This is a genomic window from Lacinutrix sp. (genome assembly GCF_037625555.1).
Lineage (GTDB): Bacteria > Bacteroidota > Bacteroidia > Flavobacteriales > Flavobacteriaceae > Lacinutrix.
The window spans coordinates 1-8,790 of sequence record NZ_JASJHV010000035.1; the positions used below are offsets into that span (position 1 = coordinate 1).

At 30.6% G+C, this 8,790-nt stretch carries 8 protein-coding genes and 1 pseudogene; 2 read left to right on the forward strand and 7 right to left on the reverse strand.

The window, feature by feature from the left end; genetic code table 11:
* The 5 genes and pseudogenes from secA to QNK89_RS01950 all read right to left on the reverse strand — a co-directional run.
* A pseudogene (secA, locus tag QNK89_RS01930) lies at positions 1–903 on the reverse strand (preprotein translocase subunit SecA); the annotation flags it as partial.
* A gap of 281 nt (positions 904–1,184) precedes the next feature.
* Positions 1,185–1,406: a DUF2795 domain-containing protein gene (locus QNK89_RS01935; protein ID WP_340169288.1), complete on the reverse strand. Its 222-nt coding sequence runs from the start codon at positions 1,404–1,406 to the stop codon at positions 1,185–1,187.
* Positions 1,407–1,581: 175 nt separating this feature from the next.
* The gene (locus QNK89_RS01940) at positions 1,582–2,154 is read right to left on the reverse strand and encodes a cob(I)yrinic acid a,c-diamide adenosyltransferase (protein ID WP_340169289.1); all 573 of its coding nucleotides are present in this window, start codon (positions 2,152–2,154) and stop codon (positions 1,582–1,584) included.
* A gap of 358 nt (positions 2,155–2,512) precedes the next feature.
* Entirely contained in the window at positions 2,513–3,286 is a 774-nt protein-coding gene (locus QNK89_RS01945; RefSeq protein ID WP_340169290.1) for a class I SAM-dependent methyltransferase, read from the reverse strand.
* On the reverse strand, positions 3,286–5,151 hold the full coding sequence (locus tag QNK89_RS01950) for an ABC-F family ATP-binding cassette domain-containing protein (protein ID WP_340169291.1): 1,866 nt from the start codon (positions 5,149–5,151) through the stop codon (positions 3,286–3,288). The genes QNK89_RS01945 and QNK89_RS01950 overlap by 1 nt, the downstream gene beginning before the upstream one ends.
* Before the next feature lie 104 nt (positions 5,152–5,255).
* Here QNK89_RS01950 and QNK89_RS01955 point away from each other — a divergent pair, with 104 nt between their 5' ends.
* Positions 5,256–5,528, forward strand: coding sequence for a hypothetical protein (locus QNK89_RS01955; RefSeq protein WP_340169292.1), 273 nt, complete (start codon positions 5,256–5,258; stop codon positions 5,526–5,528).
* A 113-nt stretch (positions 5,529–5,641) separates the two neighbouring features.
* Here QNK89_RS01955 and QNK89_RS01960 read toward each other — a convergent pair whose 3' ends face one another.
* Entirely contained in the window at positions 5,642–6,829 is a 1,188-nt protein-coding gene (locus QNK89_RS01960) for a DUF4105 domain-containing protein (protein WP_340169293.1), read from the reverse strand.
* 19 nt (positions 6,830–6,848) lie between these two features.
* Positions 6,849–7,913 (reverse strand): PorV/PorQ family protein, encoded by a 1,065-nt coding sequence (locus tag QNK89_RS01965; RefSeq protein ID WP_340169294.1) that lies wholly within the window; start codon positions 7,911–7,913, stop codon positions 6,849–6,851.
* Positions 7,914–8,055: 142 nt separating this feature from the next.
* Between QNK89_RS01965 and QNK89_RS01970 the strand changes: the two genes are divergently transcribed.
* Positions 8,056–8,790, forward strand: a 735-nt coding sequence (locus QNK89_RS01970) for a CDP-alcohol phosphatidyltransferase family protein (RefSeq protein ID WP_340169295.1), incomplete at its 3' end; no start/stop codon positions are given.

Here is an 8,790-nt window from a genome sequence, read left to right on the forward strand (position 1 = left end):
CTCATCTACAATAGCAAAGTGGTGGCGCCGTTGTACTAAATCGTCTGGTGAATTTGCCATGTTATCACGAAGATAATCGAAACCAAATTCGTTATTTGTACCATAAGTAATGTCTGAGTTATAGGCTTTTCTACGACCATCACTGTTTGGTTTATGATAATCTATACAGTCTATTGTCATACCATGGAATTGGAAAATAGGAGCCATCCATGCCATATCACGTTTTGCTAAATAGTCGTTTACTGTAACTAAATGAACACTTTTTTCGGCTAGCGCATTTAAATAAACAGGAAGTGTTGCTACAAGTGTTTTACCTTCACCAGTTTGCATTTCTGCAATTTTACCTTGGTGCATTGCAATACCACCAATAAGCTGAACATCGTAATGGATCATGTCCCAAGTAATAGGTTTACCAACAGCATCCCAAGAGTTAGACCAAGTTGCTTGGTCTCCATCTAAGGTTACATAATCTCCCATTCCAGAAACCTCTCTATCAAAAGGACTCGCTGTTACTGTAATCTCTGTATTGTTTGTAAAACGTTTTGCTGTTTCTTTAACTACAGCAAAAGCTTCTGGCAAAATAGTGTTTAAAGTTTCTTCAACCGCTTCATAAGATTCGTCTTCAATTTTATCAATTTCTTGATAAATGTCTTCACGTCTGTCTATGTCTTCAGTCGCATCTGCTTCAACTTTTAGTTTGTCTTTACGCTCGTTAAAAGGTTTGCGTGTTTCTGCTATAATAGCTTTAAATTCAAAAGTTTTAGCTCTTAATTCATCATGAGATAGAGCTTCAAGAGCAGTTTCGAAGGTTTTAATTTTATCTACTAAAGGTGAGATGGCTTGTACATCTTGTTTGGATTTGTCTCCAACAAATACTTTTAGTATGGAATCTAAAAAACTCATAGTTTTATATTTTATTTCTATTAAACGCTTTGATAGCGTTTAGTTATGTATTTATCTAATTCCTAGAACTGTCTTAATGTGCACAGTTTAAGGTATACTGTTTTATTAGGTAAACGCCTTTTTTTATAAGGGTTTAAATATACGTTTTGTTGTTCTGCTATTCTAAAAAATAAAGCACAAAAAAAGCCTCGAATAGAGACTTTTTTCTTTTTGTTGTAAAGACATTGTTAATACTCTGTCTTAAGCTAGTACGTAGCAAAGCTAAATTTTAGCATTATTTTCTAGTACTCGTCGTCATTCCAGAGGTAGTCTTCATCTGTTGGGTAATCTGGCCAGATTTCTTCGATAGAATCGTAAGAATCTCCTTCGTCTTCAATTGCTTGTAAATTTTCTGTAACTTCTAAAGGTGCTCCTGTTCTAATCGCGTAATCGATAAGTTCATCTTTAGTTGCTGGCCAAGGTGCATCACTTAAATGAGATGCTAATTCTAATGTCCAATACATTTCTTAATGGGTTTTATTTTTTGCAAAAATAAATTTTTAGTGGTAATAGACAAGAAAAAAGTGAATTATTTATCAGTAATAAAAAAGAACGTCATTTTTCACTGAAACTATTTGATACTAAATCTTTTGCAGTGTTATTAAATTACAAGACTCAAGATTGTTTTTCTCTTTAGCTTTAATGCTTCTCAGGAATCCATTTTACTTCGTCTACTTGTAAGTCATGAGACAACTTTCGTGCCAATACAAAAAGGTAGTCAGAAAGACGGTTTAAATAGATTAACGCTTCTGGTAAAAGCGGTTCTAATTCGTTTAAAGCACTTGCCAAGCGCTCTGCTCTTCTACAAACACAACGCGCTATGTGACAGAATGACACCGTTTGGTGTCCTCCTGGTAAAACAAAATGCGTCATTGGTGGTAGAGCTTCGTTCATGGCATCCATCTCTAATTCAAGGATAGTAATATCTTCGTTAGAAATTTTATTGATGTTTAAACGCTCTTTACCATTTTTTAAAACCATCTTATCTGGATCTGTAGCTAAAATGGCTCCAACTGTAAATAGTTTATTTTGTATTTGTATTAAAACGTTCTTGTATTGCTGGTTTATGTTTTGATCACGAATAAGGCCAATATGAGAGTTTAATTCGTCTACAGTACCATAACTGTCTATACGAATATGATGTTTTGGTACGCGAGTACCACCAAATAATGCTGTTGTGCCTTTATCTCCAGTCTTTGTGTATACTTTCATGTGTCTTTTTTGTTTTTTAATTGGTCACATGTTGCTTCCGTTTAGCTGTTCTGTTAGTGTCTTAATTAAACTATTGTGGAAGTTTCATGGTAACGAAGTTAAAAGTTATAAGCTGAAAGTTAAAAGTTTTAACTTAAAATTAGTTTTAAGGTTTAAACTTTTTGTTGCTTATAAAAACTAAAATTAAACCAATAACAATTGCGATAGGTAGCCAAGGAATTTCCATAGGTTTATTTATTAAAACGCTTGTTGTTTTTTTTCTTCTTATAGCTGTCTTTAAAAGAAGTACTTCTTTTTCTTGGAATGCCTATAAAAACGATGATGAGTATGGTGATTACTATTAAAATTATAAACATGTTTATATTCTTATTGTAAAATGTTCTTTTTCTTGTTCTTTTCTAAAAAATACCATTCCACAAAAAAAGAGATCTATTGTTACAGTAACTTGTGGATGTTTTTTAATTTGATTCCAAGCTTCGGTCATGTCTTTAGACCAATAAATATCGTCAAAAATAAATACAGTGTCGTTACTTACTGTTGGTAGTAAGGTTTTGAAATAGTGTATAGTTGCTTGTTTTTGGTGGTTGCCATCAAAATAAATTAAATCGTATGCATTAGATTTTAGTGGTTTAACAACATTACTAAAATCGCCAGTTAGTAGTTCTATGTTGTTTAAATTGAATTGCTTGAATGTGCTTTTTGTAAAAGTTGAAATATTTGGACAGCCTTCAATAGTTGTGATTTTAGCTTTTGGGTTGCCAAGTTGGATAGCATGTGTTGCAATACCTAAAGAGGTGCCTAATTCTAAAATGTTTTTAAATTGAAAATAATTTACAAAACGATAAAATAATTTTTCGCGTTGTTTTGTTGAACCAGCATTTTTAGCAATTTTAGATATTACTCTTGTATTGCTTTTACTTGTTTTAGATCCTGCTCCTAATTCTGTAATTTGAATACTATTATTGTTTGATAGTAATAATGCTCTGTATAGTTTTAATTTAGAATATTCATTATATTTTTTATTATCGTAAAAACATTTTGTAACCAAATTGTACACAAAAGGAGAATGCACACCATGTTGGTTTTTAGATTTAAGCCAAAACTTTAAATATGCTATTACTTGTCTTAGCATTAGTTTTCCATTTTTTCAGTAAGCTCAAACCAGCACATTTCTTTTTCTTCTATACTATCAATAATAGTTTGTAATTTGTTTGAAAGCTCGTTTATTTCAATGGTTGATAAATCTGGGTTTAGAAATTTTTTCTCAAGTTCTATTTTATCAAATTCTAAAGTTTTTATTTTACTTTCTAGATTCTTGTATTCTTTTTGCTCGTTATAAGACAATTGAGTATTACTATCTTTTTTCCAGTTTTTCTTTTCTTTTTTTTCTTCTTGCTCAGTTTCAGATATAACAGACTTACTGTCATCATAAGCTCTAAAATCGCTATAGTTTCCTGGAAAATCTTCAACAATACCTTCGCCTCTAAAAACAAATAAATGATCTACTATTTTATCCATAAAATAACGATCGTGGGATACAACTAATAAACAGCCTGGGAAATCTAAAAGAAAACTTTCTAATACATTTAGCGTTACAATATCTAAATCGTTTGTAGGTTCATCAAGAATTAAAAAATTTGGATTCTGAATTAATACTGTACACAAATACAGTCTTTTTCGCTCACCACCACTTAGTTTTTCTACAAAATCGTATTGTTTTTTTCTATCGAATAAAAAGCGTTCTAAAAGTTGTTGTGCACTAATTTGACGCCCTTTTTTAAGCGGAATATAATCACCAAATTCTCGAACAATATCAATAACTTTTTGCTCTGGCTTAGGTGTAATACCACTTTGTGTGTAATACCCAAATTTTACAGTTTCTCCAATTATTATTTTTCCAGAATCTGGTGTATCGGTTTGGGTTAAAATATTAAGAAAAGTAGATTTTCCAGTACCATTTTTTCCTATAATACCTATGCGTTCACCTTTTTGAAACATGTAATTAAAGTCTTCTAAAATGACTTTGTCTTTGTAGGCTTTTGATACTTTTTTTAATTCTACAATTTTGCTTCCTAAACGCTCCATATTTAATTCTAGTTGAATTTCATGGTCATTTCTGCGTTGGCTTGCTTTGTGTTTAATTTCTGTAAAATCGTCTATTCTTGACTTGGATTTTGTGGTGCGTGCCTTTGGTTGGCGACGCATCCAAGTTAATTCCTTTTTAAATAACTGTTTAGCTTTACCAATTTCTACTGTATGCTGTTCGATTCTGGCTTCCTTTTTTTTAAGATAATAGGAGTAATTACCTTTGTATGAAAATAGTTCACCTTCATCTAATTCTATAATTTCATTGCAAACACGCTCTAAAAAGTAACGATCATGCGTTACCATGAATAGGGTAATGTTTTCTTTGGCAAAAAAATCTTCTAGCCATTCTATCATTTCTAAATCTAAATGATTTGTAGGTTCATCAAGAACTAAAAGGTCTGGTTTGTTAATTAAAGCATTGGCTAGAGAGAGGCGTTTTTTTTGTCCGCCAGACATATTACTTACTTTTTGTTGTAAATCTTCAAGCTTTAATTTAAATAGTATTTGTTTGTATTGTGTTTCAAAATCCCAAGCATTTTGAATATCCATTTGCTCGAATGCAATCTGGTAAGCCTCACTATCTTCTGGATTTAAAAGTGTTTTTTCATAATTTTTAATAACATCTAAAATTGGATTATCATTATTAAAAATGGTGTCTTCAACCGTTAATTCGCTATTTAAAAAAGGTTCTTGAGGCAGGAATGATACTTTAATGCCTTTTCTAAAAACCACATTTCCAGTATCTGGTTCATCGGTTTTTTCTAGAATGTTTAGAATAGATGTTTTTCCAGAGCCATTTTTAGCAATAAAAGCTACTTTTTGATCTTTATGGATGCTAAAAGAGAGATTTTCAAAAAGCGTTAGCTCTCCATAAGACTTCGAGATGTTTTCAACAGTTAAATAATTCAATGTGAGATTTTTTACAAATAACGGATAAAAAACTAAAAAATCCGATAAGAGTTTTGTTATTTACGATGAAAGGCTATATTTGTGTTAAACCAAAGCAACCCAAAATGAGTAAATTTATAGTCGCTATTGCTATACTATTCAGCATATTATGCTCTTCATGTATCACTAATAAAGATGTTGTTTATTTACAAGATAAAGGGACTGTTGTAAATGATTCTTTGTTGTTAACAGAAATGGGAAAACCATATCGTGTTCAAATTAACGATATTCTTAGTGTTAATATAAAATCTACAAATAGTGAGATTACCGAGTTATTAGAGATTTTTAAACCTGTTAAACAAGAAGGGATATCAAATAGTGTGCATGTATTATATTAAACATCGAGGCTTTTTAATCGATTTTAATATTATTATAAAAACCCTAAGCACTGTTATATTCTTTAGAGGTCAGTAGGTGTTTATCTCTGTGTTTAAGCTTAATTAGTGTATAGTTAGTCTTGCTGTGTAGAAGCATGATTTTCATTATTAAAGTACCATATTAAATACATATACCTAATTGCAAAAGCACTAAGAATAGGAGTTAGTGCTGGAGCAAAACCTTGAACTCCAATAAACCAATGTAACACCATTAAGCACAACATAATAATAAGTAGTTTTAAATATCCAACAAACCAACGTTTAGGTACGCTTTTAAAGACTTGAGTTAAAGCGATAATACTTATTGGGCAAGCCCAAAGTAAATTATAGTTGTGTGCTGTAGCAGTGTGGTCTGTAGCAAACCAGAGTAAAAGTAAAAAAACACCAATTAATCCCGTTACACTAAATAGTATAACATCTAAACATTTAGAGCGACTGTTTCGTTTTTTATCATTGAAGGTTATGAATAAAACCAACAATCCTAATAGTGATAATATAAATATTGGGCTTGTAAAAAAGCTTCCTTTACTAAATTCACCATTTTGGGTGTTTATTATATTGGTTTCTATTACTAATGGTTTTTTAGTCCAATTATATGAAGCTTCTTCAAAAAACTGAAAAATATTTTCTGGCAAAAACATATATTCTCTAGGAGTTGCATTTCTATCAATAACAGAGCCTAAGGCTATATCAATACCAAAACTTCCCCAAGAATTCCAATATAAATTATTTTGAATAAGTGTTCTAAAGGTTTCATTTTTATAGACGTTAGGTGTTTTGTATTCTATAGTTCCATTTAAAACCGCTTCTAATACGTCACGCATTTTTGTAGCACAGTTATCGAAGAAAAAATCGTATAAATAAGGTCTATTTTCTAACTTATAATTGTTTGCTAGGTAATTTATTAAAGACTCTTTTTGTGCTTGATTTAAATTTAATACCTGCTCTTTAATTGTTCGGTTTTGCGATTTGTAATACCCTAAAATATCTAAAGAGTTTGATGCACCCATTAAATACACAAGCTTACCTTTTGCAAAATTGGTATAGAAATTTGGGTCTTCAAAATTATACCTTCCGTAGTCGTAAACTATATCTAAATAATCGTTTTTTACTCTAAAACCATTATGCCCAAAACTGTCGTTTAGTAAGTTTCCTGGATCAATAGTAATAATACTAATAGTTGTGTTCTCAGTTATTTGTGGAACTTGAGAATACGAGAAAAAGAATGAAAGTAGGAGAGAAGTAAGTAAAAATCTTTTCATGTTTTCAAAGTTTAGATTTTTATCTAAAGACGCTAAAATCTAGTTTCAAAGAAAATACGTTAGAATATAAAGCCACACTTTGGTCACCAATATCTGTAAAAGCATAATCTACTTGAATACCTTTGTATTTAAAACCAACTCCAAAGCTAGGTTGAAAACTTAAACTTTCAGAATTATCGATTTGTAATTCATTTTGAAAATTACCTACACCAGTTCTTAAATAAATCATATCAATATAACCAAACTCGAAACCTAAAGCAGGATTTACACTTGCAACAGATGTAGAAATAATGTCGTTATTTTGTTCAAAACGTACAATTAAATCTAATTCTCCTTTTAAAGTATAATCATAATGAAAAACATAACTTTTAGAGATTCCTAATTGTAATTTAGGTATTGTAATTTCTGAAGCTTCAGGGAGTTCTTGATTTTGACCTTCTACAGCACCTTGAACTCTTGCAAAAGCTTCTTCATCGTAGCTCCATGAGTTAAAAGTTGTTGTAATGTCTCTTGCCATTAAACCAAACTTCCAATCGTTTTCACTCTCAAATTGTATACCAGCATCTAATCCAAATCCCCAAGAATTAGCAAAGTCACCAATAACACGACGAATTATTTTGGCATTAACACCATAGTTTAATCCTTGAACAGGAAGCTTTCTCGCGTAAGAAAACGTTAAACCATAATCTGCAGTAGAAAATAAACTAATACGATCGTAATTAATATTTCCTTGGTCGTCTATAAGTTTTGTGGTATCTAAAATATCATCCACCGCAAAACGAATTAAAGAAATTCCTATTGCACTTCTATTATCTATAGGCATTGCAAAAGCACCATAATCATAATTAGCAATGTTTGCAAAGTAACTAGAATGCATTAATGCTAATTGCTTATCTTCTAAATTAACTAATCCAGCAGGATTCCAGTAACCAGAATTAACATCGTTAGTGGTTGCTGTAACTGCATTACTCATTCCTAAAGCAGCTGCATCTACACCAATATTCATGAATTCGTTAGAATATTTGGTTTGTGAAAAAAGTGAGAGTGACACTATAGTTAGTGCTAGTGTTAATTGTAATTTCAATTGCTTTTTTTTTACAAAGATGATAATTTTTCTTTTTATATTAAACTTTAAATCAAATTCTATATTGTGTTAACTTCTTTTTAAAATTGCTGTAAGTGGTTTTTAAATGAAATACTTTATTATTTTTACAAAAAACTAACCAATGCAAATTAAAAAATTCATTCCAAATTTTGTAACGCTTTTAAATCTATTATGTGGATGTATAGCAGTATTGTTTGCTGTTAATAATCTTTTTGTTTCTGCAGCATTATTTGTTTTTTTAGGTGTCTTTTTCGATTTTTTAGATGGTCTTTTGGCACGTAAACTAAATGTGCAAAGTGAATTAGGTTTGCAACTAGATTCTCTAGCAGATATCGTTACAAGTGGTTTAGTGCCAGGAATTATTCTTTATAAATTAATTGCAATAGCAGTAGATGCTCCACCAATGACTGCCTCTAGTGAGTGGTCTTTACATTGGTCTGGTTTTTCAATGTCTTTTATACCTGTTATTGGTCTATTTGTCACACTCGCTTCTGCTTACAGGTTGGCAAAATTTAATATAGACGAAGACCAACAAACTTATTTCAAAGGGCTTCCAACTCCAGCAAACACATTACTTATTATATCTTTGCCTTTAATAATGGAGTTTCAGCACAATGATGCTATTAACGCTATTATATTAAACAAGTGGTTTTTAATATCTCTAACCATAATTAGCTGCTATTTATTAAATTCTAGTGTAAAACTCTTTGCATTAAAATTTAAAGATTATAGCTTTAAAAATAATGCCATACGCTATATCTTTATTATTTTAAGTTTGGTATTATTAATAGTACTTCAATTTGCAGCAATACCAGTAATTATTCTATTATACATTATTCTTTCTTTAATTTCAAAA